Raw genomic sequence first — 26752 nt, 5'->3', positions numbered from 1 at the left:
TCGGCAAGAGCCTGCCGGCCGGCGCGCGCGTGCTCGATGGATCGTTCGGCGGCTTCGGCGGCTGCCCGTTCGCGCCCGGCGCGACCGGAATGTCGTGTTCGAGGATCTGGTGTTCCTGTGCGAGAGCAAGGGATTTGCCACCGGCATCGATATCGAGAAGTTGGTCGCGGTGCGCGAGATCCTCAAATCGGAAATGCCAGGTGAGGCGCTCTGTGGTGGTCTGGCGCGGGCAGGTCTGCCGCGCGGGAGGGCGAGGGCGGCGTGAAAAGCGCTTCGTTCTCCTTCGCGTGGGAACGAAGTCATCGCGGCTCGGGAGGTATGTTCCCTCCCCCCTTGCGGGGGAGGGTTAGGGAGAGGGGTAAGCCACAAACACCGCCGTTGCCGCCACCCCTCTCCCTAGCCCTCCCCCGCAAGGGGGGAGGGAGCTCACCGTCTGCGCGGCAAGAGTATCGTCTTGCCCTCGGCGGCCAAAGCATACTACAGCCGCGTCAGACGTAGCCGCAGCGCGTTGGCGACGACGCTCACTGACGACAGCGCCATCGCGGCGGCTGCGATGATCGGCGACAGCAGCAGGCCGAACGTCGGATAAAGAATGCCAGCGGCGATCGGAATGCCGGCGGCGTTGTAGATGAAGGCGAAGAACAGGTTCTGCCGGATGTTGCTCATCGTTGCCTCTGACAGGCGGCGCGCGCGGACGATGCCGACAAGGTCGCCCTTCAACAGCGTGACCCCGGCGCTTTCCATCGCGACATCGGTGCCGGTGCCCATGGCGATGCCGACTTCAGCGGCGGCCAGCGCCGGCGCGTCGTTGACGCCGTCGCCGGCCATTGCGACGATCTTTCCCGCCTTCTGCAGCTTTGCCACCACCGCGCTCTTTTGATCAGGCAGCACTTCTGCTTCGACATCTGATATGCCGAGGCTCTTCGCAACGGCGTTGGCGGTGGTCCGGTTGTCGCCGGTCAGCATGATGACTTTGATGCCCTCAGCCGCCAGCGCCTTCAGCGCTTCCGGCGTCGACGCTTTCACCGGATCGGCAATCGCGAACAGACCAGCCAGCCTGCCGTCGACGGCCATACTGATTACGGTCGCGCCCTCGCCGCGCAGGCGCTCGCCCTGGTCGTTCAACGGACGCGCGTCGATGCCGAGCGAGTGCAGGAAGTTCGCGTTGCCGAGCACGATTGCTTTGCCGTCCACCTTGCCGGTGGCGCCCTTGCCGGTCGGCGAGTCGAACGCATCGACCTTGCCGAGATCGAGATGGCGTTCATTGGCGGCGCGTACGATCGCATCGGCCAGCGGGTGTTCGCTCGCGCGTTCGACCGTGGCGGCCAGCCGCAGAATCTCCGCTTCGTCGAAGCCTGTGGCTGGCACGATGGCGATCACCTTCGGCTTGCCTTCGGTGAGCGTGCCCGTTTTGTCGACCACCAGCGTATCGACCTTCTCCATCCGCTCCAGCGCTTCGGCGTTCTTGATCAGCACGCCGGCCTGTGCGCCGCGCCCGACGCCGACCATGATCGACATCGGCGTGGCTAGACCAAGCGCGCAGGGACAGGCGATGATGAGCACGCTGACGGCAGCGACGAGGCCAAATGCCAGACGCGGTTCGGGTCCGACCCAGCTCCAGGCGCCGAACGCGAGCAGCGCCACGACAATCACGGCTGGCACGAACCAGCCGGATACCTGATCAGCTAGCCGCTGGATGGGCGCGCGGGAACGCTGCGCGTCCGCCACCATCTTCACGATCTGCGAAAGCAGCGTGTCGCGCCCGACCTTTTCGGCGCGCATCACGAAGCCGCCGGATTGATTCAGCGTGCCGGCAATGACTTTGCTGCCGACTTCCTTGGTGACGGGCATGGATTCGCCCGTGACCAGCGATTCATCGAGCGAAGAGCGGCCTTCGATAATGGCGCCATCGACCGGCACCTTCTCGCCCGGCCGTACGCGCAGTTTGTCGCCGACCGCGAGCGTGTCGATCGCGACCTCGTGGTCATCGCCATCGTCGCCGATCCGGCGGGCGGTCTTTGGCGCGAGCTGTAGCAGCGCCTTGATCGCCCCGGAGGTCGCCTCGCGGGCGCGCAGTTCGAGCACCTGGCCGAGCAGCACGAGCACGGTGATGACCGCTGCTGCTTCGAAATAGACCGCGACCGCGCCGCCATGGCCGCGGAACGTGGCCGGGAAAATGCCGGGCGCAACCGTGCCGATGACGCTGTAGACGTAAGCGACGCCGGTGCCCATCGCGATCAGCGTGAACATGTTGAGATTGCGCGTCACCAGCGACTGCCAGCCGCGCACGAAGAACGGCCAGCCGGCCCAGAGCACCACGGGCGTTGCAGATGCGAACTGGATCCAGTTCGATAGCGTTTGATCGACCCAGCCATGGCCGCCGACGAGATGGCCGCCCATTTCGAGGACGACCGCCGGCAGCGCGAGCACGAGACCGATCCAGAAACGGCGTGTCATGTCGGCGAGTTCGGGATTGGGCGGTGCATCGAGGCTTGCCACCTCCGGCTCCAGCGCCATGCCGCAGATCGGGCAGCTTCCGGGTCCGACCTGACGGATCTCCGGGTGCATCGGACAGGTATAGATCGTGCCTTCCGGTACGGCGGGCTTTGGCCGCTTGTCTTTTTCCAGATAGGCGAGAGGATCGGCAGCGAATTTCGCGCGGCAGCCGGACGAGCAGAAATGATAGGTCTCGCCCTTGTAATCGAAGCGATGCTTGCTGGTCGCAGGATTCACGGTCATGCCGCAGACGGGGTCGCGCACCGTAGCCGTATCGTGGGCCCGATGGTCGTGGTGGCTATGTGCCGCGTGGCTGTGGCCGCCATGGCCATGGCCGCCGCAACAGCCGCTCCTTGAGGCGCCGTTTCCGTCGGCGTTTTTGTTCTTGTCCATCGTTTTGCTCCGGCACTTGAAACCCATACCCTGTAGGGGTATATAGGCCGCATGCGAAAAGACATCAAGGCATCGTGTCAGAAACGTCTCAGCCGGATCGAGGGGCAGGTCCGCGGCCTCTCAAAAATGGTTGAGGAGGACCGCTACTGCATCGACATCGTGACGCAGATTTCCGCCGTGCGGGCGGCCCTGCGGCGGGTCGAGGAGGAAGTCCTGCGCGATCACGTCGCGCATTGCGTCGAGCACGCGATCACCAGCGGCAACAAGGCCGACCAACGCGAGAAGATCGCCGAACTGATGGCCGTGATCAGCCGCTCCGACAGATAGTGCGAATCTCTGTAAGCAGGATGGAGCCAACGGGTCACGCGAATGCGCGCCTGGTGGCTCCGGGCGCACAGCTAAGTTGATGAGTCCTCAGTCGTGCCGGTGGCCGTGCTTGCGCGTCTTCGGCTTCTTGTCCGATCCCGTCGGAATCATTACCACGCGGCCGTAGCGCACGCCGCGCTCGGCAATGACGTGTTCGGCCAGATGCCGGACCTCGCCGCTCGCGCCTTTGAGCGCGGTCACTTCCATGCAGCGATCGTCGTCGAGATGCACGTGCAGCGTCGCCAGCGACAGATCGTGGTGGCCGTGGAAACTCTGCACCAGCCGTTTTGAGAGATCGCGCGCGGCGTGATCGTAGACGTAAACCAGCGCGGCGACGCATTGGCCGGAGGGTGCGACATCCTCGGCGCTCTGCTGCAGGCCGGCGCGGGCGAGATCGCGGATGATCTCGGAACGGTTCTGATAACCGCGCGCCTCCGCCGCCGCGTCGATCTCGGCGAGCAGATCGTCTTCGATGGTGATGGTGATCCGTTGCATGGAAAATTCCGTCGAGGGCATCAGTATGACATTCTTATTGTAACATCATACTGCGCCTGCTAGCGTGAGGTGCTGGGGTACTCTGAACTGATGCGGTCGTGTGCCGATTGTAGCAGTTATCATGCGGGGGCATGCGCGTTGCGTCGGTTTGTTTGGGGAGCAATTTCGGCCGCCGCATCGTTGTTGGTCATGGAGTCTCCAGCCGTAGCGCAGAGCGCGGTCGCGTCGGGCTCGAGCCAGCTTCCCGCAGTGACCGTCGATTCTCCTGAGACGAGGCCGCTCAGCCGTCCCAAGCCGCCGCATCGTGAGCAGGTCGCGCGAAATCCATCCGCAATTCAACCCACCGTGACTGTGCCGCCGCAGGTCAGTGGCGGCGTGACGTCCGCCTCCGCGACCGCTGGGCCGGCATACATGCAACCAACCGCCGCGAGCGCCATGACCATCAGTGGCGCCGAGGTGAACGCCCGGCCGTTCGCGCGCCCCGGCGAGGCGCTGGAGGTGGTACCAGGGCTGATCGTCACCCAGCATTCCGGCGAAGGCAAAGCCAACCAGTATTTCCTGCGCGGCTTCAATCTCGACCACGGTACCGATCTTGCCATCAGCGTCGACGGCATGCCAGTCAACATGCCGACCCACGGCCACGGACAGGGCTACGCCGACATCAATTTCCTGATTCCGGAGCTGATCAAGTCGGTAAATGTGCGGAAGGGGCCGTATTTCGCCGACGTCGGCGATTTCGGCTCCGCCGGTTCGGTCGCAATCGACTATGTCAATCGGCTGCCGAAGAACATTCTGGAGACGACCAACGGCACTTTTGGCTATCACCGTGGGTTAGCGGCAGGATCGACCGCGGTCGGTGCGGGCACGTTGCTCGCAGCTGTCGAAGGCGTCAAATACAGCGGCCCGTGGGACGTGCCGGACAATTTGCGCAAGATCAATGGCGTGCTGCGTTATAGCCAGGGTACCGCGACCGATGGCTTCGCGCTGTCGGCGATGGCCTATTCCAACGGCTGGAATTCGACCGATCAGGTGGCGCAGCGCGCGATCGATCAAAGTTTAATAGGCCGGTTCGGCACGCTCGATCCGACCGACGGTGGCGTCTCGAGCCGGTTCTCGCTGTCGAGCAACTGGGCGCAGTCCAGCGAGTACGGGCAGAGCAAGGTCAATGCCTACGCGATCAGCTCGTCGCTCCGGCTCTACAACAACTTCACCTATTTCCTCGATGACCCCGTCAATGGCGATCAGTTCAGCCAGATGGACCGGCGCACGGTCTATGGCCTCAACGCCAGCCATGCCTTCGACGCACGCGTGGGCGGCATCGAAACGCAGACCCGCGTCGGGCTGCAGACGCGCGGCGACGATATTCGTGTCGGCCTGTTCAAGACCTTGCAGCGTGAGACGCTTTCGACCGTGCGCGAAGACAGCGTCAGGGAGGGCAATGTCGGCCTCTGGGCTGACACGACGGCGCGCTGGACCGACTGGCTGCGCACCACGATCGGCATCCGCGAGGATTATTTCGCGGGAAGGGTGCTCAGCGATACGCCGGCGAATTCGGGGAATGCACAGGCGTCGATGACGAGTCCGAAAGCCGGCATAGTGTTCGGGCCTTGGTACAAGACCGAACTCTACGGCAATGCCGGCTACGGCCTGCACTCCAACGATATCAGAGGCGCGACGATCACCGTCGATCCCGTCGACAAGGTGACGCCGCAGGATCGTGTGCCGCTATTGGTCCGTTCAAAGGGCGCCGAAATCGGCGTTCGTACCAAGGCGGTCGAAGGTCTCACCAGCTCGCTCGCTGCGTTCGTGCTCGATTTCGATTCGGAGCTGCTGTTCGTCGGCGACGCTGGGACTACTGAAGCCAGCCGGCCGAGCCGGCGAGTCGGCGTGGAATGGACCAACCAGTACCAGGTGTTGCCGTGGATGCGGCTCGATCTCGACGTCGCCTATACGCGCGCCCGTTTCACCGATTTCGATCCCGCCGGCAACTTCATCCCGGGCGCGCCTGCCTGGGTAGCGGCCGGCGGCGTTACGTTCGGCAGCGAGACCGGCTGGTTCGGCGCGCTGCGGGCGCGCTATTTCGGGTCGCGTCCCCTGATCGAGGACGATAGCGTCCGTTCGCTAGCGTCGTTGATCTTCAATGCGCGCGCGGGTTACAGGTTCGACAACGGGCTGAAGCTGCAGCTCGATGTGCTCAATCTCTTCAACGCGAAGACCAACCAGATCGAATACTACTATCTGTCGCGATTGCCGGGCGAACCGATCGGCGGCGTCGCCGACCGCCATGTTCATCCGGCGGAGCCGCTTGCGGTGCGGCTGACGCTAGCGGGGAGGTTTTAGGGATTTGTAGCCCGGATGAGCGAAGCGACATCCGGGAAATCTGCCGCAGCGACCCCGGATGTCGCTTCGCTCATCCGGGCTACTCATATCAGGCCACTCGCTCCGGTATGCGCGGCTTCATGCGGCGATCGGGCGGGCGGACCGCCACGTACTCGACGGCAAGATAGTGTTCCGACACGGTGACGCGCTCGATCATCCTGGGTTCGATGGTCACTTCTTCAACGATCACTTCTTCAGCCGCAACCGGAAGCGGCGCCTCCTGGTCAATCTCTTCAGGAACAAGCGGCGGCGACTTGACCTCTGGAAACACACCGAATTGGCCCGCTACCTCCGCGAGCGGCTTCTGCTTGTCGGCCCAGTGCAAGGCCGTGTAGTCGAAGCCGTGCACGATGGTGGGTTTGACGACTTCGAAATAGGGCGAGATGTCGAAGTCGCGCGGCATGTAGAGCGAGGAATCGCGGATATGCAGGATCTCGCGCCGTGCCTTCCGTGAGGCGGCGCGGGTGATCTTGGGCAGTATTGGATAGCGCACGGCGTCGAACGCCTGCGCGATCAATGCCGAGCAGATCATCTTGGTGGGATCGCCGGAGCCGAACGCGATCATGCGCCGTCGCCAGCGCTGCGGCACCGGCAGCGGAATCAGGTAGCGCATCAGGTCGACGATGTTCTTGGTATCGTAGCCGAAGCCGATGCGGTTGATGGCATAGCGGCACACCGTGGTGCGGTCCTCGTAGGACAGGCCGATCGGGCGGCAGAGGCGGGTGTGATAGGGATAATATTTCGACAGCGGCGCCGAGGTTACGCCTTCGCCGATATTGGCCTCGATCAGCACATGCGGCTCGCCATCGGGCTCGCTGGCGCCGTCGATCGGGCCGACATAAAGCGCGGCATGCGACCAGGTGGATTGAGTGAGATACTTGATGATGCCGGAGATGCGGTTGTTGCCCTCGACTAGCAGCACATCGCCGGCCGCAATGACACCGCGTAGATGCTCGGGATCGCTGGGTGTGAAAGGCTCGTAGCCCGGCACCTCTTTCTGCAGGTAGCGGGCAATCAACTGGCCGATCGTGTCGAGCATTACGCCCATGTAACTCCCCCGGAGCGGCTTTTCTTCCGCTTTTTTTGTTTCCTTATCATGGTCGCAAGCCATTTCAATTTGGTTCACGCGATCGATGGATCAATCATGATTGATTTACCATGAGTGTTGCTGCGTGGCGTGAGTTGCGGCACAGTTCGCGAGCTGTTCTCTGCTTCCTTCAGGCCGTGGAAACCATGACATGACATTGACCCGCCGCACTTTTCTGTCGGCGTCCGCAGGCCTGGCGATGGTCCCGGTTTTCTCCGGGGGACGTGTGGGAGCAGCACCCTTGCCGCGGGATGCCGACATCGTCGTGATCGGCGCAGGTGCCGCCGGCATTGCTGCGGCGCGGCGGATCATGGCAGCCAACCGCAGGGTGATCGTCGTGGAAGCGGCAAGCCAGATCGGCGGCCGCTGCCAGACTGATACGTCGACGTTCGACGCGCCGTTCGATCGCGGCGCGCGCTGGATGCACAATCCCGAAACCAATCCGATGATCAAGCTGGCGCGAGCTGCCGGCCTCGAGATCACGAGCGCGCCGTCGGGACAGAAGATCCGCATCGGCCGCCGCTATGCGCGCGCTGGCGAGACCGAGGAATTTCTTGCAGCGCTGGTGCGCGCCAACCGCGCCATTGATGAAGCCGCGCGGCGGTCCGATGTCTCCTGCGCGTCGGTGATGCCGAAGGAAATCGGCGATTGGGCCGGCACAGCGGAATTTCTACTAGGGGCCAATCTCGCGGGTAAGGATTTGAGGGACCTCTCGGTCGGCGACAAGGCTCGCGCGCTAGATCGCAATACTGCGATCGCCTGCCGCCAGGGGCTCGGCACGCTGATCGCAAAGCTCGGCGAGCAGGTGCCGGTATCGCTGTCGACGCCGGCTGGTCGCATCGTCTGGAGCAATCGCGACGCCAGCGTGGAAACACCGGCCGGCAAAATCGCGGCACGCGCCGCCGTCATCACCGTATCGACCAACGTACTGGCGGCGGGCAATATCAAGTTCGCTCCCGACATCCCCAAGAAAACGCTCGAGGCCGCCTCGAGGTTGAGTCTGGGCAGCTATGACCGGATCGCACTGCAGATGCCGGGCAATCCGCTGGGCCTGGCGCGCGACGACATCGTCATCGAGAAGAGCGATTCGACCAGGACGGGGCTGATATTCGCCAACATCGGCGGCTCATCGCTCTGCACCATCGATGTCGGCGGCTCGTTCGGCCGCGATCTCTCAGCGCAGGGCGAGAAGGCCATGGTGGCGTTTGCGGTGGAATGGCTGACAAAATTGTTTGGGAGTGAGGCGGCCGCCGCGGTGAAGAAATCGAGCGCGACGCGCTGGAACGCGGCACCGTTTGCACTCGGCGCAATATCGGCGGCCGGTCCCGGCGCACAATCCTCGCGAAAAGTTCTCACCGACCCGTTCGGCTGCATCTATCTCGCCGGCGAGGCCACCCATGAAACGCTGTGGGGGACGATCGACGGCGCCTGGGAGAGCGGCGAGCGCGCGGCGGAGGCGGCGCTACGACGGATCGGCGCGTTAAGGGATCCGGAGCCGGAGCCGCGGCCGTTAAAGCAGCGGCGGCGCAGCTCGGCATCTCCGATCAACTGATGATCCGTCCCAAGGCACTGATCTCCTGGTCGAGCGGCAAGGATTCGGCCTTCGCGCTGCATGAGGTGATGCGCGCGGGCGAATTCGATGTCGTGGGTGCGCTGACCACGGTGACGGAGACGTTCGGCCGGGTCTCGATTCACGGCGTGCGGCAGGAGATATTGCAGGCACAGTGCGAGGCCGCCGGTCTGCCGCAGCGGATCGTGCCGATCCCCTATCCCTGTCCAAATGAAGTCTATGAGGGGCGCATAGGCGAGGCGGTTGCGCAGGCCGTCGCCGATGGCGTTACGCATATGATCTTCGGCGATCTCTTTCTTGCCGACATCCGCGCCTATCGCGAGCAGAAGCTGGCCGGTACCGGCATCACACCGGTGTTTCCGCTCTGGGAGCGGCCGACGGGCGAGTTGGCGCGCGAGATGATTGAAAGCGGGCTGGAAGCGCACATCGCGACCGTCGACTTGAAGAAGATGCCGGTGGAGTTTGCCGGGCGCAAATTCGATGCGACTTTGCTGGCCGATTTGCCTGAAGCCGTCGACCCCTGCGGCGAGAATGGCGAGTTTCACACCTGCGTGGTCGCGGGTCCGATGTTCTCGCGGCGAATTCCGATCAAGACAGGCGAACGCGTCGAGCGCGATGGGTATGCGTATTGCGATCTGATGCTGGATAAAACTTTTCCGTCGTCCCGGCCAAGCGAAGCGCGAGCCGGGACCCACAACCACAGTTGATAGCCTTGTAGCAGGCTGGGGCTACATCGAATCGAATCCCAAACGTTTGTGGTTATGGGTCCCTGCGTTCGCAGGGACGACGGCTTACCGCAGCACGCCATCGAGCGCCGGGAGGCCAAAGATCACGGCCGCGGCGATCAGTGCGTAGCAGATCGCGCGGAACACGGTTTCGCTGGCCTTGCCGAACAGCGAGGCACCGAACCAGACGCCGAAGCCGTAGACCGGACCGACCACGAATGCGAACTTGATTGAGTCCATCGTGATCAACCCGGTCGCCGCGTAGCTGATCGCGGAGAAGAAATCCGACGCACCGAAGAACAGCACGATATTGGCGCGGGCAATGACGGATGGAATCGGACGGCCAAGCCAGTAGCCGACGATCGGCGGGCCGCCGGTCTGGGCGAGGCCGCTGCAAAAGCCCGAGAGTCCACCAATGCCGACCGCAACCGCCGCATGGTCCTTGCCGCGGTAGCGCCAGCCAGACAGCAGTAGCAGCAGCAGCGCGAACACGAAGACGGAAATGATCCAGCGTGTCGTCACCGGTTCGAGCCGGCTCAGAAAATAGGTGCCGATGGGGACACCGATCAGAGCGCCGAGCACCATGACTGCCGTCGCCTTGCGGTCGGCTTTCTGCCATGCGTTAGGCAACAGCGGTGCGGCGGCGACGAAATCGATAATCAGCAGCAATGCTGCAACCAGACGCGGGTCGGCCATGCTGCTGGCAAGTGGCATGAAGATCAGTGCCGAGCCGAACCCGGAAAATCCCCGCGCCGTCCCGGAGACGAAGGCGACCGCGCAAATCGCGATCGCCGCGTTGATACCGACGTCAGCCGGAATGAGCACCGCAGGGGTCATGCGGTATCATCCCCGCAGGGTGCCGCCGGTCTTCTTCGTCACCTCGGCCACGATCTTCGCGGCCACCGCGTCGATCTCCTGGTCGGTCAGTGTCTTCTCCCGCGGCTGGATCGTCACGGCGATCGCGACCGACTTCTTGGCGGGATCAATGCCCTTGCCCTCGTAGACGTCGAACACGGACACCTCCGTGATCAGCTTCTTGTCGACGCCCTGCGCGGCGCGAACCATGTCGCCGGCCTTCACGCTGCGATCGACGATGAATGCGAAGTCGCGCGACACCGGCTGGAATGCGGAGAGTTCGAGCAGCGGCTTGGCGCGGGTCGGCTTCTTCTTGGCATCGGGAATGCGGTCGAGGATCACCTCGAACGCCATCAGTGGGCCGTCGGCGCCAAGCTCTTCCAGCGCGCGCGGATGCAGTTCTCCGAAATAGCCGAGCACGTTTTGCGGGCCGATCTGGATCGTGCCGGAGCGTCCCGGATGCAGCCAGCTTGCACCGCTCGGCACGATCTGCAGCGCCTGCATCGGCGCGCCGGCGGCCGCGAGCACCGCGAACGCATCAGCCTTTGCGTCGAGCGCATCCGTCATGTCGGAACCGGACCAGTGCCGGCCCATGCCCTTCGAGGAGGCGTAGCCATGGCGCACGCCGGCGGCCGCAACGAACTGGTTCTCGGGCTTGTCGCCCTTGAAGACCTGGCCGACCTCGAACAGCGCGACGTCAGAGTAACCGCGGTTGGCATTAGTTTGCGCGGCGGCGATGAGGCCGGGCAGCAGGCTCGGTCGCATATCGGACATGTCGGACGCGATCGGGTTGGCGAGCGCAAGCTCGGCCTGGCCGCCGCCGAACAGTTCGGCATGCGGCTTTGTAATGAACGACCAGGTCACGGCCTCTACCATGCCGCGCGCCGCCAGCGCGCGCTTGGCGCGGCGGGTGCGATTCTGCATCGTGGTCAGCACCGGCTTGCGGGCGTCGTCGCCACGCTCGAACGGCGTCTCCGGCACCTTGTCGACACCGACGATGCGCACGATCTCCTCGACGATGTCGGCCTTGCCGTGCACGTCGGTGCGCCAGGAGGGGACAGCGATCTTCACCACTGGCCCGCTACCTGCGACCATGAAGCCGAGATGGCCGAGGATGCGCTTCATCTCGACCAGCGGCACCTCGATTCCGGCCAGGCGTTTGACCTCGTTCAGCGGGAAATCGATGATGCGGTCGTCGCCGAAGGCGTTACCGACGACAACCGTCTCCGACGGCCTGCCGCCGCAGAGCTCCAGCACCATCTTGGTCGCAAGCTCCAGCCCCGGCACCATGAAGGCCGGATCGACGCCGCGCTCGAAGCGGTAGCGCGCATCCGAATTAATGCCGAGCTTGCGCCCGGTCTGCGCGATATTGATCGCGTTCCACAGCGCCGATTCGATCAGCACGTCGGTGGTGTTCTCGTCGCAGCCGGAGGTTTCGCCGCCCATGATGCCGGCGAGCGATTCGACGCCGTGCTCGTCCGAGATCACGCAGATCGAGGGATCGAGCGCGTAGGTGCGGCCGTCGAGCGCCAGCAGGCTCTCGCCCTCCTTGGCACGGCGCACGGTGAGATTGCCCGTCACCTTCTTGGCATCGAACACATGCAAGGGACGCGCGCGGTCGTAGGTCATGAAGTTGGTGATATCGACCAGCGCGTTGATCGGGCGCAACCCGATCGAGGCCAGCCGCTTCTGCATCCACTCCGGTGAGGGACCGTTTTTGACGCCGCGCACCAGCCGCAGCGCGAAGCCCGGACAGAGCGTTGCGTCTTCCACCGTCACCTTCACAGGGCAGGGGAATTCGCCTTTGATCTGTTTGATGCCGGGATCAATGAGCTTGCCCATGTCGGCGGCGGAGAGGTCGCGCGCGATGCCGTGCACGCCGGTGCAGTCCTGCCGGTTCGGTGTCAGATTGATTTCGATCACGGGATCGCCGAGGCCCGCCCATTCGGCGTAGGGTTTGCCGATCGGCGCATCGGCCGGCAACTCCATGATGCCGTCATGGTCCTCGGAAATCTGCAGCTCGGCCGCCGAGCACAGCATGCCGCGGCTCTCGACGCCCCTGATCGTGCCGACACCGAGCGTCATGTTCTTGCCGGGGATGAATGTGCCGGGCGGCGAGAACACACTGATGAGGCCGGCGCGCGCATTCGGCGCGCCGCAGACGACCTGCACCGGCGCGCCGCCGTCGCCGGTATCGACCATGCAGACGCGCAGACGGTCGGCATTCGGATGCTGCTCGGCGGAGATCACCCGCGCAATCGAAAACGGCGCAAGCGCCTTCGCCTTGTCCTCGATGTTCTCGACCTCAAGCCCGATCATGGTGAGCTTGTCGGCAAGCTTTTCCAGCGGCTCGTCGGTGTCGAGATGTTCCTTCAGCCAGGAGAGCGTGAATTTCATGGTGTCTGCTTCTCTTGTCCCCTCTCCCGCTTGCGGGGGAGGGTCAGGGTGGGGGCTCTCTCCGCAACGGCAGCGGCAATCGTTTCGAGCACGCCGACGCGGTTTGTCATCACTTCATGATTGCTGAAGCGAAGAACCTTGAAGCCCTGCGCTTCGATCACGGCCGATCGGGCAGCGTCGGCTCGCTCGGCCTGATCGGAAAAATGTTGGCCGCCGTCGAGCTCGATCACGAGTTTGGCTGTGTGACAGACGAAATCGGCGATGTAGTTTTCGATCGGGACCTGGCGACGGAAGCCGGCGCCGTTCAGACGATGGCCGCGTAGCGCAGCCCAGAGAAGGCGTTCCGCGTCGGTGGAGTTTTTCCGGAGCGCGCGCGCGTTTGAACGGAGTCTGGAGGGTATCTTCCAGGTCGGCGAATTTTCGTCAGCCATTGAGACCTCCGATGCGGAGACACCCCCACCCCAGCCCTCCCCCGCAAGCGGGAGAGGGAGTCCGAGCGGTCGCGCGGAGAGATGGTTCATATCCTTGTGACGCGAACTAGTCGCCCCGAACGCGGTCCATTCCCTCTCCCGCTTGCGGGGGAGGGTTAGGGTGGGGGCTCTCTCCGCAAAGACAGTGGCGAGAGAAGGCATGACAGAGCCCGATAGCATCTCAAGCCCGTTCATGACGTTTCCGTCTGTGCAAATACCTCAACCAGCCGGAAGCGTTCGCACATCAGCATCATGTCTTCGCGAAACTTGCCTTGCCGGCCGAAATAGTTGTGGTGCGCCCGCCGCCAATAATCGAGGCTGCGGTCGCCTTCGCCTTCTTCATAGGCAAAGGCGGCACCCACTTCGGGGAAGCGGCGGTAGGTGACTTCGATCGTCTCAATCACGCAGCGGGGCGCGCCGCGCCCGTCGAGCACGATCCATTGCTCGCCCGGCGTCGACGTGTTCGGCTCGTCCTCGGTAGAGCAGGTCGCGGTCTTCACGCCCCTGATCACGAGGTCGAGCAGCTCGTCGGCAAGCTCCGGTCCATCGCCGAAGGCGAAGGAGCGCAAACCCTGATATTTCTCAGGAACTGACATCACGTGCTCAATCCCCCCGCGAGCGTCGGGACGTCGAGCGGCTTGAAGCCGTAGTGATTGAGCCAGCGTACGTCGCTCTCGAACAATTGCCGCAAGTCGGCGATGCCGTATTTCAGCATCGCGATGCGGTCGAGGCCCATGCCCCAGGCAAAGCCCTGATAGACGTCGGGATCGATGTCGCAGGCGCGCAGCACGTTCGGATGCACCATGCCGCAGCCGAGAATTTCGAGCCAGTCCTCGCCTTCGCCGAAACGGATCTCGCCCTTGTCGCGGCGACACTGGATGTCGACCTCGAGCGAGGGCTCGGTGAACGGGAAGAACGACGGTCGGAACCGCATGTTGATATGGTCAACCTCGAAGAACGCCTTGCAGAACTCGTGCAGGATCCATTTGAGGTGGCCAAGATGCGAGCCTTTGTCGATGACGAGGCCCTCGACCTGGTGGAATTGCGGCGTATGGGTCGCGTCCGAATCGATGCGATAGGTGCGGCCGGGGCAGACCACGCGGATGGGTGGCTTCTGCGACAACATCGTGCGCACCTGCACCGGTGACGTATGCGTGCGCAGCAGCATGCGCGAACCGTCTTCCTTCGGGTTGAAGAAGAAGGTGTCGTGCATTTCCCGCGCCGGATGTCCTTCCGGGAAATTCAGCTTGGTGAAGTTGTAGTCGTCGGTCTCGATATCGGGACCTTCGGCTATCGAAAATCCCATGTCGGCGAAGATCGTGTTGACCTCCTCGAACACCTGGCTCAGCGGATGGATCCGGCCGGCTTCGGCGGGTGCCTCCCGCAGTGGCAGCGTGACATCGATGGTCTCGGAGGCGAGACGGGCATCGAGCGCTGCGGATTTGAGAATGTCGCGGCGGGCGGTAAGCGCCTGGGTAACCTTGTCTTTGGCGAGATTGATGGCCGCGCCCTGCGTCTTGCGCTCGTCCGGCGACATTTTGCCGAGGGTCGCGAGCAGTGCCGAGATCGAACCCTTCTTGCCGAGCGCTGCGACGCGTACGGCTTCGAGGGCGGCTTCATCGCCGGCGGCAGCGATATCGTCGAGAATGGACTTTTCGAGTGTGGCAAGGTCGGACACGGTCAAATCTCTCTCGCAAAATGGCCGCCGGGTTGTCGCCGCTCGGGGACCAAAACGTCAAGCAAAAAGCCCGTTAAGGGCCTTGGGTGCTCGCGAACCAATTCAAGCGGCGGCGCACCAAGATGAGTTCGATCACGGAGCTCGAGATGCGTTTTGGACCCGGAATGGCCGTTCTGGCCCTCGTCCTGTCGTTTGCCGTACCGGCCGCCGCCGAAGACTGTCCGGCGAAGTCGAGGGACGATGTCATGACCGCGCTGAAGGCGGCTCCGAGCTGCAAGCGCGCCATGCAAATAGCGTCCGCCTGCTCATCCGGGGCGACCGGAGACGTCGCACTCGCTGATGCCGTTGAGACGAGATGCGAGGGCGACTTCCTGGCCCGCTTCAACGCGCGGCAGAAGCGGACCTATCAGCGCGAAAAGGACGCCTGCGACCGAAAGTTCAGCCACGAGGAGGGCACCATGTATATTTCGTTCGCTGCGTATTGCCGGGCGAAGGTCGCCCAGCGTTACTGGCAGCGCACGCTCAAGGCACGGGCCCGCTGATGCCAGGCCGACAGTGCCTCGGGCCGTCGGTGCCCTTGGGCCGCGGCGGACTCAGGCCGCGAGTGCGGCCTTGGCCTTCTCGGCAATCGCCTGGAACGCCGCCGGCTCGTTGATGGCGAGATCCGACAGCACCTTGCGGTCCACCGTGATGCCCGACTTCGACAAGCCGTTGATAAACACGCTGTAGGTCATGCCGTACGGGCGCACGGCCGCGTTCAGGCGCTGGATCCAGAGCGCGCGGAAAGTGCGCTTCTTGCGCTTGCGGTCGCGGAACGCATATTGCCCGGCCTTCTCGACGGCCTGCTTGGCGATACGGATCGTGTTCTTGCGGCGGCCGTAATAGCCCTTGGCGGCCTTGTAGACTTTCTTGTGCTTGGCGTGGGCGGTCACACCGCGTTTGACGCGAGACATGACAGGTATCCTTGATCAGAAATGAGGTGACGGAATCGCCGCGCGGGCGCGGCTCGGCTGTGATGGGGCGTGAACGCGCTTCACGCGTTCGGCAAGAAGTACTTCTTGACGTTGTCGCCGTCGGTCTTGAACAGCACGCGGGTGCCGCGGAGCTGACGAATCTGCTTCTTCGTCCGCTTGATCATGCCGTGGCGCTTGCCGCGCTGGGCGTGCATCACTTTGCCGGTGGCAGTCACCTTGAAGCGCTTTTTGGCGCCTGACTTGGTCTTCAACTTGGGCATTTGGCTCTCCTATGGCCGCAACACAAAGGCGCCCGTGAAGGCGCGCGGCCGGCTAAAATGCTCGTTAGAGCGTTGAAAGTGCTCAGGTTTTCCTCAAGCTTCGAGGCACCCGCACGGACATCGACACGGCAGCCCTTAATCAGCCGGGCGATGAAGGTCGGGCTTATGACAGAGGAAGCGCCAAATGGCAATAATGAACCGCCAAACCTGCTCCAGCTACCTACGCGTGATATCATTAACGTACCAGCCCGGAGCAGGAACAAATGGCCCATTTTCAGCGATTGATCGTCTGTTTTGGCGCATCTTGCGGCCTGCGCATTGCACGTTGGCTTCCCGTTTTCGCTGCGCTGGTCGTGATGGCAGCCCCGGACACAGCTGAAGCCGCCCGGAGGGGAGGCAGGGCGGTCCGAGGCTATGACGGCATCTGGAACGTGGTGTTTGCCACGACGCGGGGCAATTGCAGTTCAGGTTACAGCGTTCCCTTCACCGTCGTCGGCAGACGGGTTTCGTCCGCTGGCGGCGGCAGGGTTTCGGGATCGGTCAGTCGCGCTGGTGCGGTTGCGGTCAGTGTTTCGGTCGGCGCCTCCCGCGCGCGCGGCGGTGGCCGGCTTGTGGGCAGCTATGGCGCAGGCTGGTGGCGCGGCATCATCACCGGTGATTACTGTAGCGGTACCTGGCAGGCCACGCGGAACTGAGAAGAGTTTCGTGTCCCGGACGCGGTGCAACGCGTAACGCTGCGACGCAGAGCCGGCACCTGCCTCATTGGATGGGCCTCGGATCAGCGGCACACCACGCGACAAGGCGGCGCGTTGCACCGCGTCCGGGACACAACCGGCACCAACGAAAACGGCCCGCCAGATCATCTGGCGGGCCGTTTTACATCCAACTTCAGCCTTAGCGCGGCGCCAGCACCATCACGACCTGGCGTCCCTCGAACTTGGCATCCTGCTCGACCTTGGCGAATTCGGCGACGTCGGCCTTCACCTTGTCCAGAAGCTTGGTGCCGATCTCCTGATGCGCCATCTCGCGGCCGCGGTAGCGCAAGGTGATCTTGACCTTGTCGCCTTCCTCGAAGAACCGCTGCATCGCACGCATCTTCACGTCGTAGTCGTGATCGTCGATCATCGGTCGCAGCTTGATCTCCTTGATCTCGACGATCTTCTGCTTCTTGCGGGCCTCGGCGGCTTTCTTCTGCGCCGAATACTTGAACTTCCCGTAGTCCATAATCTTGCAAACGGGAGGATTGTTGTTCGGCGAAATCTCGACAAGATCCATGCCGACCTCAAGGGCCATCTTGATGGCGACCACGGTCTCGACAACTCCGAGGTTGGCGCCGTTCTGATCGATCAGCTGGATCTGCGCGTTGCGGATATCATCATTGGTGCGCGGCCCGTCTTTGGTTGCAGCGGGCGGGGCTCTGTTGGGACGGCGAATGGGTAGTTCTCCAAAGTTGTGAAAGGAAGGGCGGTAGTTTGAAACAATACGCCGCAGACAGCAAGCGAACTCGCAACCTGCGCCCGAAAACCGTCAAATGCGAGGCATTTCGGTCACGTCCGGCAAATATAGCGCAGCCGCCTGATCCGCAAGCGCCACAGGGTCGCGCTTGACCAGTGAAGCACGCTCGCCGACAAAGCGGCTGATAAGAGTAACCGATCCATGACAAATTCTGCGACAACCGACCAGGAACCGGCCTTTATCGAGGTGGGAGAGGGCGAGGGGAGCCGCCGCATCGCGGTGCGCGCCCGTGCCGGCAGTGGCCCAGGGCTGTTCTGGCTCGGCGGCTTCAATTCCGACATGCGGGGCACCAAGGCGCTGGCGCTGGACGCCTGGGCCGCGGAACATCGCCGCGCCTGTATTAGATTTGATTATTCCGGACACGGCGAATCGGGCGGCGCTTTCATCGACGGCACCATTGGACGCTGGCTGGAAGAGAGCGTTGCGGTATTCGAACAGTTCGCCCGAGGCCCGCAGGTCGTGATCGGCTCGTCGATGGGCGGCTGGATGGCGCTATTGCTGGCGCGGGCCATCGCCAAGCGCGAGGCGCCGGTCGCAACGCTCGCCGGATTGGTGCTGATCGCGCCGGCGCCTGATTTCACCGAGCAATTGATGTGGAACAGCTTCTCCGACGAAATCCGCGAGGAGATCAAGACCAAGGGCGTGTGGATGCGCCCCTCCGAGTATGACGACGGCACGCCCTATCCGATCACCCGCGCGCTGATCGAGGAGGGCCGCAACCATCTCCTGCTCGGCAGCGCCATCGAGGTCGGATGCCCGGTGCGCATCCTGCAGGGCGCGCAGGACCCCGACGTGCCCTGGCAGCACGCGTTCGCGCTGGCGCACCGCCTGCCGGCGGAAGACGTGGTGCTGACCATGATCCAGGACGGCGACCACCGCCTGTCGCGCCCGCAGGACATCGCGCGGATTCTCGCGGCGGTGGCGGAGATGGGGTGAGTTCTTTCCACTCCTCTCAACGTCATCATCCGCGAATGCGGATGATCCAGTACGCCGCGGCCTATCGATTAACGTCGCATTCTCTGGAATACTGGATGCCCCGCTTTCGCGGGGCATGACGACCGGAGATAAAACGATGAACACCACAGCCATGCTCCGCACCTTCTGCGACGCCGTCGAGCAGCGCAACGGCAAGGCCTTCGCAGAACTGTTCACTGAAGACGGCGTCTATCACGATGTGTTCTATGGCGCGTTTGAAGGCCGCACGAAAATCGCAGATATGATCGACGACTGGTTCTACCGCACGGCGAGCGATTTCCGCTGGGACATGCACGATCCCGTCAGCGACGGCGAGAAGCTCTATGCGCGCTACACCTTTAGCTACCGCTCGACATTGCCGGAAGCAAAAGGCGTGCGGGCGATGTTCGAGGGCGTCGCGATCATGCACCTGCGCAACGGCAAGATCGCGGAGTATCATGAGATCGCCAACACGGCGCCGGCGTTTGTCGATCTCCACTTCGCGCCCGAGCGGATCGCGAAGATCGTTGCCAAACAGGGCGCGGCACTGAAGGCGCGGCCAGAGATGAAGCGGCATTTGGTGGAGTGATCTGTCTCCACCGTCATTGCGAGCGAAGCGAAGCAATCCATGCTTCCGCGTATGCGGAACGATGGATTGCTTCGTCGCTGTGCTCCTCGCAATGACGGCCTGGGAGGTAGGCTCACCTCACGGCGGCGGCTTCGCCATCGGCTTGCGCTGCGCGAGGGCTGCGACCGTCGACGTGCCGATCGGGCCCGCTTCGTCATAGAGCCAGCATTCGCCGATCGCGACGCCGTCGGTGGCGTGATGGTTGACGACCTCGAATCCGACCCATGGCGTGACCGGGAGGCGGTGCAGGTAAAGCGTGACGTCGCTGTTGATATAGCCGAGGCCCTGATCACCGGCATTGGCAAAGGGGCTCGCAAAATCCGCTCCCGTCGCGACATGGACGAAGGGCGACATCGGCACACCCTCGACCAGCTCGCGCACCTCGCTCATCCATAGCCGCCGCGGTCCGAGCGAACCCATATGGCCGACGATGGGCCGTGTGGTCCATTTGCCGTTCATGCCGAGCCTTGGATCAGTGGGCCTTGGAATATCCGCAGGCTTGGGCGCATCCCAGTTCGGGGGCGACCAGACATTGCCTGGCGCGTTTTCCGTCTTGCGCAATAACTGGCAGGAGGCGCGCGCCATGCTGGTGCCGCCCGAGAAGAACTCGGCTTCCACCACCTTGATACGCAGGCCGTCGCGGATCAGCCTGGTCGTGACCTCGATCGGCGTCATGATGTTCGGTAGGCGAAACATGTCGACGGTGAGCCGCGCCGGCACGAACTCGTCGGAGCCGTGGCGCTGCTCGATGACGTGGGCAAGCAGGCCGATGACGACGCGGCCGTGCAGAGAATTGGGGTCCCACGGACCGTTGGAAACGGGCGTGGGCATGAACGTGTCGTTGTCGCGGTTATGAGTAAAGAAGGGCTGGTTCTTTGTCATGGCTGATGACCATGACGGATTTCGTTGCTTGGAATCAAGTACGACCCTCATGGTGAGGAGGCGCAGAGCGCCGTCTCGACCCATGCAGGCCCGGCTGGTGGCCTCGCCCTTCGAGGCGCGCTGCGCGCTCCTCAGGGTGAGGGTCAGGCAGCGGTGCCGCTGCGCCACTCCGCGCGCACGTCTTCATCCGCCTCGGCGTCAAGCGCCTTCGCTGCCAGCGCGTCGAATCTCCTCCGCTCGACCAATTGCGATAGCGCCCATACCGCCGCGCCGCGCACCAGCGGGCTTGCGTCATCGAGCAAGCGTTCAACTTCAGCGGCCAGCGATACATCATCCGCGTTCCCGATAGCGATCAGCACGTTGCGGATAAAACGGTCGCGGCCGATGCGCTTGACAGGGGATTTGGAAAACAGCGCGCGAAACGCGGCATCGTCGAGCCGTGCCAGTTCGGCAAGCGACGGCGCGCGCAATTCGGTACGCGCGGCGAGTTTCGCTTCGCGGCCCTCCTGCGCGAACTTGTTCCACGGGCACACCGCAAGGCAATCGTCACAGCCATAGATGCGGTTGCCGATGCTCTTGCGAAACTCGTGCGGGATCGGTCCCTTGTTCTCGATCGTCAGGTACGAAATGCAGCGCCGCGCATCAAGCTTGTAAGGTGCGGGGAACGCCGCAGTCGGGCAGATCTCCTGGCAGGCATTGCAGGAGCCGCAATGGTCGGTGTCGGCTTTATCAAGTGGCAGGTCGGATGCGCTGAAGATCGCGCCGAGAAACAGCCATGAGCCGAATTCGCGGGAGACGAGATTGGTGTGCTTGCCCTGCCAGCCGAGGCCGGCCGCCTGCGCCAGCGGCTTTTCCATCACGGCTGCGGTATCGATGAACACTTTCACTTCTTCGCCGGTTTCGGCGGCCAGCCACCGCGCTAGCGTCTTCAAGCGTTTCTTGATGACGTCGTGATAGTCATCGCCCTGCGCGTAAGCCGAGATCGCACCGCACGTGCGCTTCGCCAGCAGCGCGAGTGGATCTTCCGCAGGACCGTAGTTGACGCCGAGCATGATGATCGAGCGCACGCCAGGCCAGAGCACGCGCGGATCCATCCGCCGTTCGGGCTGCGCGGCGAGCCAGTCCATGTCGCCATGCGCGCCGGCATCGAGAAATTCACGGAAATATTTTGCAGCGCCGCTGATCCTGGCGGGATCGGTCACGCCGATGCAGTCGAAACCGAGAGTCTCCGCTTCGCGCACGAGCGCGGCCTTCAGGTCGGCAGCGGAGAGTGCGGTCTTGTTCAGAAATCGAGGTCCACGTAGGTGCGCGACGCCGGCACGCCCGCCAGCCACTCGCTGAGCAGCGGACGGAACGACGGGCGGGATTTCACCCGTGCGTACCACGCCTTTGCCGCTTCGTCCTCGCTCCATGGCACATCGCCCAGATAATCGATCGCCGAAAGATTCGCCGCGGCGGCGAGATCCGCGTAGGTCAGCCGGTCGCCAGCGAGGAAATTCCGGGTCTGCGCCAGCCAGCCGATATAGGCCAGATGATACCGCACATTGACCTTGGCCGCGCGGATCACGTCGGTCGCCGGCGCCCCGCCCCCATTCTCCTCGCTCATGAAGCGCTTATAGATGCGCTCCGTCACCAGCGGATTCGAGACCTCCTCGAAGAATTTTTCGTTGAACCACGCCATCAGGCGGCGCACCTCGACACGCTCGCCCATCGCGGCCGGCAAGAGCCGCCGGTCGCCCGCCTCCAGGCCGTGTGTCTCGTCGAGATATTCGGCAATCACGCCCGCGCCGGGAATCGGCGGAAAGCCGTCAGCCATCAACACCGGCGTGGTGCCCGCGGGATTGAGCAGGAGAAATCCCTCGCGCCGCTCCCACGCCCGCTCTTCCACCAGGCGCAGGTCGAGGCCGTATTCGCCGAGCACCAGGCGAATGAAGCGCGAATGCGGGCAGAACGGGTGATGATAGAGCGTGTACATGAATTCCTTGAAGTAAATTCGTCGTGCTCTGGGAACCAAAAGCGGGTCAGGTCCGCGGCACGCGAATCGGGACACTAGCCAAGCAGGCGCATCAGGCAACCTGTGTTTGGCGTTTTTTTGCGATTGCGGCATCCGGATAATTGGGCGAGAAGAACGCGGCTTTTCCCGTCAAAATGGACCCCATCATGATGTCGGATGCAGTGAAGGCAGTGATTCTCGGCATCATCGAGGGTATCACGGAATTTCTGCCGGTTTCTTCGACGGGACATATGCTGCTGGCGCAACGCTTCTTTGGCCTTGGCGAGGGCGCGTTCTGGCAGAGCTTCGTGATCCTGATTCAGCTCGGCGCGATCCTCGCCATTGTGATGCTGTATTTCTTCAAGCTGTCGCGCGTGGCGGTCGGCATGTTCACCAATCCTGATGACCGTCGCTTCGTCATCGGCGTGCTGTTGGCGTTTCTGCCCGCTGTCATTGTCGGCGTGATTGCGGGAAAATACATCAAGGAGCTCTTGTTCAATCCATGGGTGGTGAACTTCACACTGATCGTCGGCGGTGCGATCCTCTTGTGGGTTGATCAGCTCGAACTCAAGCCAACCGAAGACGACGCCACCCGCTATCCGCTGACGATGTATCTGTGGATCGGGATCGCGCAATGCGTGGCGATGATTCCAGGTGTGTCGCGCTCCGGCGCCAGCATCGTCGCGGCTATGCTGCTCGGCGGCGACAAGCGATCGGCGGCGGAGTTCTCGTTCTTTCTCGCGATCCCGACCATGGTCGGCGCGTTCGTCTATGATTTCTACAAGAACCGCGGCGAGATGACCCTCGATCACATCGGAATCCTCGCAATCGGATTCGTGGTCTCCTTCATCACCGCGGCGATCGTGGTGAAGACGTTCCTCACCTATGTCACCCGCCACGGATTTACGTTCTTCGCGTGGTGGCGGGTCGCCCTCGGCACGGTCGGTCTGATCGCGCTGGCGCTGGGGAAGTAAGCTTCTCCGAAGCTGTAGGGTAGGCAAAGGCGCGCTTGCGCCGTGCCCACCATCTGTCCATCAGCATACTGGATGGTGGGCACGCTTCGCCTTGCTCACCTTGAATCCCTACGCGTTCTTGCGTTGAAACTGCCCTGCGGGGCGGAACATCCAGAGATATTGCGGGGCGATCGCCTCGATCGATTCGGGCATGATGCCGAGCCCTTCGAGCGTCAGCCCTGCAGCCTTGGCGGCATCCGACACCACATTGTCCGACTGCAGCATCGCCACCTGGTCCGGCGTCAGCTTGAACGGGCCCGGCGCAAATTGCAGGAACAGCGCCTTGAACCGCGCCAAGCCGAAGGGCAGCGAGAGCAGCATGCGCTTGCGGTCAGTGATCGCGAGAATGATTTCCATGACCTCGCGCATGGTCAGCACTTCCGGCCCGCCGAGCTCGTAAATGCTGCCTGCCTTCGTCTTGCCGTCGACGGCATCAGCGACCGCGGCGGCGACGTCGCCGACATAGGCCGGCTGCACCCGATTCATCCCGCCGCCGATCAGCGGCAGGAACGGCGATATCCGGGCCAGCGCCGCGAACCGGTTGGTGAACTGGTCCTCGGGCCCAAACAATAGCGATGGCCGCAGGATGGTGGCCGAGGGCAGGGCTGCCAGCACGGCCTTCTCGCCGGCCGCCTTGGTGCGGCTGTAGGCCGAGAGGGCATTCTCGTCGGCGCCGATCGCCGATACGTGCACCATCCGCGCGCCGGCGGCCGCGGCGGCCCGGGCGATGGTCTCGGCGCCCTTGGTCTGGACCGCGTCAAAGGTCTGGGCGCCGCTCTCGGCGAGGGTGCCGACCAGATTGATGACGACAGCCGAATCGCGCATCGCGGCTTCGACGGAAGCCGGATAGCGGATATTGGCCTGGACGGGATGGATCTGGCCGACCCGGCCGAGTGGCTGCAGGTGCCCGGCGAGCTCAGGCCGGCGCACCGCCACCCTGATCCGGTATTGCCGCTTGGCCAGCGCCCGGACCACGTTGCGCCCCAGAAACCCCGATCCCCCAAAAACCGTGACGAGCGTTTCCAGGTTCGATGCCATCGGGTCAATTCCTGCCGGTCAAATTCGAAGATATTGGTGGGATTTAGCGGATTCGCGATACGCCAACACGGCCCCGCTGTACAGCGTATTCCGATGGCGTTGAAGCAATTTGACAAGCGCGTAACCGATCCTTACTAAGCCCGCCACGTGCCCAGGTGGCGGAATTGGTAGACGCGCTGGCTTCAGGTGCCAGTGGCTTCACGGCCGTGAAGGTTCGAGTCCTTTCCTGGGCACCATCACCCATCCCGAGCGAACGAAGATGCCGGCTGGCGACGTCGCGTCGGCCGCGAGTCCGCCGGTGGCGGCGAGATATTTTCCTGAACCTTACGTCGCAGGATCCGGATCGGACTCGGACAAATGTCCATCCGGACCGCGGCTGAACACGCCGTAGTTGCTGGATTTCATCCGACCGCGTCCAGCGGGCGCCAGGACGGTCAGCCCAAGCTTCAGGAGCTCGCGGACGGCCGCTGCTCGCGTCGGCATCCGGTGCTTGAAGCGGAAATCATCGATTGCCGTCAGTTCCTCGGGCGACAGCATTACCTGTAGTCGTTCGCCGCGGATATCGGACATCGGAACGGTCCCCTCGAGGTGTCAAGAAGCCCAAAATGAGATGATTGAGTAATTTACTCAACGTGCGTCATTGACGCTGGTTCCCCGAAGCGCGAGTCCCGCGCTAAGTTAGCTAAATACATAAGTAAAAACAATGTGTTGCGGGTTGATTTGCGGTCACTGGAGGCACATAATCCTGGCCTTGGAGAATGCCCATGACCGAGAACCTCAAGCTACCGCGCAAGCTATCGGAAGAGCGGGAGTCGCCGCCTCCGCGACGGCCGAGCCATGCGGACGTCATCGAAAATCTCGACCGCTGGGCCAACAGTCCAGAGCTTCAGCCCCCGAAATCCGAAGGCAACGCGGCTGAGCAGCCAAAGTCTCGAAGTCACTAGCGAAAAGGATGGTCCAAGGCGCGGCGGTGGTTCGCGCGGGCCGGCCCAACAAAATCCCCAAAGCCGCCAATTCCCGGCCTATAAGCCGTGCCCAGCCGCTCGCCTCCCGCGGCGCCGGGCGCTAGTGTTTCCGTCGAATCGACTGATGACACGAGGCTTTCCTTCATGACCATCCGCCTGCATCGCGGCGATCTGCCCGATCTGTCCCGCTACAAGGATTCAGTGGCAATCGATACCGAGACCATGGGGCTCAATCCGCACCGCGACCGGCTCTGCGTGGTGCAAATGTCGAACGGCGACGGCAGCGCCGATGTCATCCAGATCCCGAAGGACCATGTCGACGCGCCCAATCTGAAGGCGCTGCTGGCCAATCCGAACATCGCAAAGATCTTCCACTTCGCACGGTTCGACATCGCGGTGCTGTACAAGACCTTTGGCGTGATGCCGCAGCCGGTCTACTGCACCAAGATCGCCTCGCGGCTGACGCGCACCTACACCGACCGCCATGGCCTGAAGGATCTAGTGCGCGAGGTACTCAACATCGACCTGTCCAAGCAACAGCAGTCGAGCGACTGGGGATCAGGGAGCCTTAGCGAGGCGCAGCTCGCCTATGCCGCGTCCGACGTGCTGCACCTCCATGCCTTGCGCGAGAAGCTCGATGCCATGCTGGCACGCGAGGGCCGAAACGACCTGGCGCAGGCCTGTTTCGACTTCCTGCCGACCCGGGCCAAGCTCGATCTCGGTGGCTGGGAGGCCGAAGACATCTTCGCGCATTCGTGACCGGGACCATTTGAAGCGGTCCGGCAGGCCGCTTCCGCCCCGTTTCGGTCACACTGATCAGGAGTGTCCGGGCTGCATAATCCCGCAATTGCGGGTAGAATGACGCTTTCCTGGCGTCTTGGAGCCCCGGTGAACTCGGTACAGAACCCTGCCTACGACCCCGGACTGGAGGTCCGCTTCGCCGCGGCCGCCCGCCACAGCCGGATGGTACGGATGCTGCGGGTCGCAGTTCCGGCGGCAGTGGCGCTGGCGCTGGCGAGCATCGTCGCGATCTCGATTTTCAATCCGTTCAACGTGCCGGTGCTAAAGCTGCCCGTCGAGATGGGCAATCTCGTCGTATCAGGCACCAAGATCACCATGGAAACGCCGCATCTCGCCGGTTTCTCGACCGACCAGCGTCCCTACGAATTGTGGGCCAAGGCCGCGGTCCAGGATCTCGCCAACCCCGATCAGGTCGAGCTCCAGACGCTGCGCGCCAAGGTCATGATGGAGGACAAGAGCACGGTGACGATGGATGCGCGCACGGGATATTTCGACAGCAAGCAGCAGATGCTGGACCTGCGCAAGGACATCTTCCTGCAATCCTCCACCGGCTACGAGGCCAAGCTTTCGCAGGCCTATGTCGACATCAACAAGGGAACGGTGACGTCGGACGAGCATGTCGACGTCAAATTGCTGAACGGCACGCTGACTGCCGATCGGCTCAGGATCATCAACAGCGGCGAGATCGTTCGCTTCGAAGGCAATGTGGTGATGAACCTGATCATGGAAAGCCCTCCGGCGCCCGAGCCTGAGCCCGAGCCGCCGCCACCGCCGAAGACGCGGTCCGTCACCGGCAAGTCCGTCAACACGAAGTGATT

At 63.2% G+C, this 26752-nt stretch carries 28 protein-coding genes, 1 tRNA gene and 1 pseudogene; 14 read left to right on the top strand and 16 right to left on the bottom strand.

What is annotated here, in order from left to right; genetic code table 11:
* Window positions 1-8 precede the first annotated feature (8 nt).
* Window positions 9-265 (top strand): annotated as a pseudogene (locus J6524_RS26440) (hydroxymethylglutaryl-CoA lyase); the annotation flags it as partial.
* A gap of 212 nt (window positions 266-477) precedes the next feature.
* Here the strand turns inward: J6524_RS26440 and J6524_RS26435 are convergent.
* The gene (locus tag J6524_RS26435; RefSeq protein WP_225676016.1) at window positions 478-2889 is read right to left on the bottom strand and encodes a heavy metal translocating P-type ATPase; all 2412 of its coding nucleotides are present in this window, start codon (window positions 2887-2889) and stop codon (window positions 478-480) included.
* 51 nt (window positions 2890-2940) lie between these two features.
* On the opposite strand from J6524_RS26435, the gene J6524_RS26430 reads away from it, so the two are divergent.
* The gene (locus J6524_RS26430; RefSeq protein WP_225676014.1) at window positions 2941-3216 is read left to right on the top strand and encodes a metal-sensitive transcriptional regulator; all 276 of its coding nucleotides are present in this window, start codon (window positions 2941-2943) and stop codon (window positions 3214-3216) included.
* Window positions 3217-3303: 87 nt separating this feature from the next.
* Here the strand turns inward: J6524_RS26430 and nikR are convergent, their stop codons facing one another.
* Window positions 3304-3750, bottom strand: a complete 447-nt coding sequence (gene nikR / locus J6524_RS26425) for a nickel-responsive transcriptional regulator NikR (RefSeq protein ID WP_225676012.1) — start codon at window positions 3748-3750, stop codon at window positions 3304-3306.
* 189 nt (window positions 3751-3939) lie between these two features.
* Here nikR and J6524_RS26420 point away from each other — a divergent pair, with 189 nt between their 5' ends.
* Entirely contained in the window at window positions 3940-6090 is a 2151-nt protein-coding gene (locus J6524_RS26420; RefSeq protein WP_225676010.1) for a TonB-dependent receptor, read from the top strand.
* An 88-nt stretch (window positions 6091-6178) separates the two neighbouring features.
* On the opposite strand, the gene J6524_RS26415 is transcribed toward J6524_RS26420, so the two are convergent.
* Window positions 6179-7177, bottom strand: a complete 999-nt coding sequence (locus tag J6524_RS26415; protein WP_225676008.1) for a YiiX/YebB-like N1pC/P60 family cysteine hydrolase — start codon at window positions 7175-7177, stop codon at window positions 6179-6181.
* A gap of 190 nt (window positions 7178-7367) precedes the next feature.
* Here J6524_RS26415 and J6524_RS26410 point away from each other — a divergent pair, with 190 nt between their 5' ends.
* Together J6524_RS26410 and J6524_RS26405 are read left to right on the top strand one after the other, a co-directional pair.
* Window positions 7368-8768: a flavin monoamine oxidase family protein gene (locus tag J6524_RS26410; RefSeq protein ID WP_225676006.1), complete on the top strand. Its 1401-nt coding sequence runs from the start codon at window positions 7368-7370 to the stop codon at window positions 8766-8768.
* Entirely contained in the window at window positions 8768-9493 is a 726-nt protein-coding gene (locus J6524_RS26405) for a Dph6-related ATP pyrophosphatase (protein ID WP_225676004.1), read from the top strand. Before J6524_RS26410 ends, J6524_RS26405 begins: the two co-directional genes overlap by 1 nt.
* Before the next feature lie 84 nt (window positions 9494-9577).
* Here J6524_RS26405 and J6524_RS26400 read toward each other — a convergent pair whose 3' ends face one another.
* The 5 genes from J6524_RS26400 to pheS form a co-directional block, all read right to left on the bottom strand.
* Window positions 9578-10348: a sulfite exporter TauE/SafE family protein gene (locus tag J6524_RS26400; RefSeq protein WP_225676002.1), complete on the bottom strand. Its 771-nt coding sequence runs from the start codon at window positions 10346-10348 to the stop codon at window positions 9578-9580.
* A 6-nt stretch (window positions 10349-10354) separates the two neighbouring features.
* Complete coding sequence (pheT, locus tag J6524_RS26395; protein ID WP_225676000.1) at window positions 10355-12763, bottom strand: phenylalanine--tRNA ligase subunit beta; 2409 nt, start codon at window positions 12761-12763, stop codon at window positions 10355-10357.
* On the bottom strand, window positions 12760-13194 hold the full coding sequence (locus J6524_RS26390; protein ID WP_225675997.1) for an endonuclease domain-containing protein: 435 nt from the start codon (window positions 13192-13194) through the stop codon (window positions 12760-12762). The genes pheT and J6524_RS26390 overlap by 4 nt, the downstream gene beginning before the upstream one ends.
* 230 nt (window positions 13195-13424) lie before the next feature.
* On the bottom strand, window positions 13425-13829 hold the full coding sequence (locus tag J6524_RS26385) for an ASCH domain-containing protein (RefSeq protein WP_225675995.1): 405 nt from the start codon (window positions 13827-13829) through the stop codon (window positions 13425-13427).
* Window positions 13829-14911: a phenylalanine--tRNA ligase subunit alpha gene (gene pheS, locus J6524_RS26380; protein WP_225675993.1), complete on the bottom strand. Its 1083-nt coding sequence runs from the start codon at window positions 14909-14911 to the stop codon at window positions 13829-13831. Before pheS ends, J6524_RS26385 begins: the two co-directional genes overlap by 1 nt.
* Window positions 14912-15057: 146 nt before the next feature.
* Here pheS and J6524_RS26375 point away from each other — a divergent pair, with 146 nt between their 5' ends.
* The gene (locus J6524_RS26375) at window positions 15058-15453 is read left to right on the top strand and encodes a hypothetical protein (protein ID WP_225675991.1); all 396 of its coding nucleotides are present in this window, start codon (window positions 15058-15060) and stop codon (window positions 15451-15453) included.
* 51 nt (window positions 15454-15504) lie between these two features.
* Here J6524_RS26375 and rplT read toward each other — a convergent pair whose 3' ends face one another.
* Complete coding sequence (gene rplT, locus J6524_RS26370; protein ID WP_225675988.1) at window positions 15505-15864, bottom strand: 50S ribosomal protein L20; 360 nt, start codon at window positions 15862-15864, stop codon at window positions 15505-15507.
* Between the two features lie 80 nt (window positions 15865-15944).
* On the bottom strand, window positions 15945-16145 hold the full coding sequence (gene rpmI, locus J6524_RS26365) for a 50S ribosomal protein L35 (protein WP_008539890.1): 201 nt from the start codon (window positions 16143-16145) through the stop codon (window positions 15945-15947).
* A 263-nt stretch (window positions 16146-16408) separates the two neighbouring features.
* Between rpmI and J6524_RS26360 the strand changes: the two genes are divergently transcribed.
* Complete coding sequence (locus tag J6524_RS26360) at window positions 16409-16840, top strand: hypothetical protein (protein WP_376712082.1); 432 nt, start codon at window positions 16409-16411, stop codon at window positions 16838-16840.
* A gap of 199 nt (window positions 16841-17039) precedes the next feature.
* On the opposite strand, the gene infC is transcribed toward J6524_RS26360, so the two are convergent.
* A complete protein-coding gene (gene infC / locus J6524_RS26355) occupies window positions 17040-17579 on the bottom strand; it encodes a translation initiation factor IF-3 (RefSeq protein ID WP_225676200.1) in 540 nt (179 codons plus the stop codon).
* 222 nt (window positions 17580-17801) lie between these two features.
* Between infC and J6524_RS26350 the strand changes: the two genes are divergently transcribed.
* Together J6524_RS26350 and J6524_RS26345 are read left to right on the top strand one after the other, a co-directional pair.
* Window positions 17802-18596 carry an alpha/beta hydrolase gene (locus J6524_RS26350; protein WP_225675986.1) on the top strand — a complete coding sequence of 265 codons (795 nt, stop codon included), beginning with the start codon at window positions 17802-17804 and terminating at the stop codon, window positions 18594-18596.
* Between the two features lie 136 nt (window positions 18597-18732).
* Complete coding sequence (locus J6524_RS26345; protein ID WP_225675984.1) at window positions 18733-19203, top strand: nuclear transport factor 2 family protein; 471 nt, start codon at window positions 18733-18735, stop codon at window positions 19201-19203.
* Window positions 19204-19320: 117 nt separating this feature from the next.
* On the opposite strand, the gene J6524_RS26340 is transcribed toward J6524_RS26345, so the two are convergent.
* The 3 genes from J6524_RS26340 to J6524_RS26330 form a co-directional block, all read right to left on the bottom strand.
* Window positions 19321-20124, bottom strand: coding sequence for an acyl-CoA thioesterase domain-containing protein (locus tag J6524_RS26340; RefSeq protein ID WP_225675982.1), 804 nt, complete (start codon window positions 20122-20124; stop codon window positions 19321-19323).
* Between the two features lie 143 nt (window positions 20125-20267).
* Window positions 20268-21458, bottom strand: a complete 1191-nt coding sequence (queG, locus tag J6524_RS26335; RefSeq protein WP_225675980.1) for a tRNA epoxyqueuosine(34) reductase QueG — start codon at window positions 21456-21458, stop codon at window positions 20268-20270.
* A complete protein-coding gene (locus tag J6524_RS26330) occupies window positions 21407-22099 on the bottom strand; it encodes a glutathione S-transferase family protein (RefSeq protein WP_225675979.1) in 693 nt (230 codons plus the stop codon). The genes queG and J6524_RS26330 overlap by 52 nt, the downstream gene beginning before the upstream one ends.
* 185 nt (window positions 22100-22284) lie before the next feature.
* On the opposite strand from J6524_RS26330, the gene J6524_RS26325 reads away from it, so the two are divergent.
* Window positions 22285-23091, top strand: coding sequence for an undecaprenyl-diphosphate phosphatase (locus J6524_RS26325; RefSeq protein ID WP_225675977.1), 807 nt, complete (start codon window positions 22285-22287; stop codon window positions 23089-23091).
* Window positions 23092-23199: 108 nt separating this feature from the next.
* Here J6524_RS26325 and J6524_RS26320 read toward each other — a convergent pair whose 3' ends face one another.
* On the bottom strand, window positions 23200-24168 hold the full coding sequence (locus J6524_RS26320) for a complex I NDUFA9 subunit family protein (RefSeq protein ID WP_225675975.1): 969 nt from the start codon (window positions 24166-24168) through the stop codon (window positions 23200-23202).
* Window positions 24169-24317: 149 nt separating this feature from the next.
* On the opposite strand from J6524_RS26320, the gene J6524_RS26315 reads away from it, so the two are divergent.
* Window positions 24318-24404 (top strand) — tRNA-Leu (locus J6524_RS26315).
* An 88-nt stretch (window positions 24405-24492) separates the two neighbouring features.
* On the opposite strand, the gene J6524_RS26310 is transcribed toward J6524_RS26315, so the two are convergent.
* Window positions 24493-24738: a hypothetical protein gene (locus tag J6524_RS26310; RefSeq protein ID WP_225675973.1), complete on the bottom strand. Its 246-nt coding sequence runs from the start codon at window positions 24736-24738 to the stop codon at window positions 24493-24495.
* 194 nt (window positions 24739-24932) lie between these two features.
* Between J6524_RS26310 and J6524_RS26305 the strand changes: the two genes are divergently transcribed.
* The 3 genes from J6524_RS26305 (at window position 24933) to lptC (ending at window position 26750) form a co-directional block, all read left to right on the top strand.
* Window positions 24933-25112: a hypothetical protein gene (locus J6524_RS26305; RefSeq protein WP_225675971.1), complete on the top strand. Its 180-nt coding sequence runs from the start codon at window positions 24933-24935 to the stop codon at window positions 25110-25112.
* Between the two features lie 165 nt (window positions 25113-25277).
* A complete protein-coding gene (locus J6524_RS26300) occupies window positions 25278-25892 on the top strand; it encodes a ribonuclease D (protein ID WP_225675969.1) in 615 nt (204 codons plus the stop codon).
* 129 nt (window positions 25893-26021) lie between these two features.
* Window positions 26022-26750, top strand: a complete 729-nt coding sequence (gene lptC / locus J6524_RS26295) for an LPS export ABC transporter periplasmic protein LptC (RefSeq protein ID WP_225675967.1) — start codon at window positions 26022-26024, stop codon at window positions 26748-26750.
* Window positions 26751-26752 lie beyond the last annotated feature (2 nt).

Source organism: Bradyrhizobium hereditatis (assembly GCF_020329435.1).
GTDB classification, from domain to species: Bacteria; Pseudomonadota; Alphaproteobacteria; order Rhizobiales; family Xanthobacteraceae; genus Bradyrhizobium; species Bradyrhizobium hereditatis.
Note: the sequence above shows the minus strand (reverse complement) of the source record. Positions and strands in the feature narration are given on the sequence as shown.